Source organism: Paenibacillus rhizoplanae (genome assembly GCF_042684125.1).
GTDB lineage: Bacteria > Bacillota > Bacilli > Paenibacillales > Paenibacillaceae > Paenibacillus_AQ > Paenibacillus_AQ rhizoplanae.
Map to the genome: position 1 here is coordinate 1 of NZ_JBHUKY010000036.1, position 839 is coordinate 839.

Annotated in this window: 1 protein-coding gene; it reads left to right on the forward strand. The window is 52.3% G+C overall.

Translation table 11 applies throughout. From position 1 onward, the window contains the following. Positions 1-839, forward strand: an 839-nt coding sequence (locus ACFSX3_RS21995) for an IS110 family transposase (protein WP_379313269.1), incomplete at both ends; no start/stop codon positions are given.

The window sequence follows — 839 nt, forward strand, 5'->3', positions numbered from 1 at the left end:
TGCGGGCTCATTGAAGGCAGTATGGTGCCAGAACAGGACATCCGGGATTTGCGAGATTTGACCCGTTACCGGAGTAAGATGGTGCAGGCGGTGACGGCGGAGAAAAACCGCATTCACAAAATCCTGCAGGATGCCAACATCAAGCTAACCACCTTTATGTCCGATCTATATGGGGTTTCAGGACGGGGCCTGCTCCAGAAGATCATGGACGGCGAGGTCGTAGACGAAGTGACCGTTAAAAACCTGGTCAAAACCCGTTTAAAAAAGAAAGTTCCGCAGTTGCTAGACGCGCTCAATGGCAAGTTGCGCCGTCATCATCGGGAGATGATTCGAGACCACTGGGACCACTTGGTCTATTTGGAGAAACGGATCACTGAACTGGAAGCTCGAATCGAGGCGAAGGCAGAACCGTACCTGGAGAGGATTGAACAAATTGACTCCATTCCAGGAATTGAGCGGACGTCTGCCGTGACCATCTTTGCCGAAGTGGGGCCGCATGTCGCGGAAATGTTCCCGAGTGATGCGCAGTTTGCATCATGGGCGGGAGTGTGTCCAGGGAACAACGAAAGCGCGGGAAAGCGAAGAAAGTCAAAAACGATGCAAGGGAACAAGCATCTGAAAGGGGCCTTGTGTCAGGCGGCTTGGGCGAACGCTCGCTCCTCGAACCGGATCGGCCAATTCTTTCGACGAATTCGTAAGAGACGAGGAGATAAAAAAGCAAACGTCGCCACCGCACATTTGCTGATTCGAATCCTCCATGCCCTGATGCGGGAGAAAAGGTCATACCAAGAAATAGACGTCTCACTAGGCGATGAGACGTCCAAGAAAAACCCGTTGGA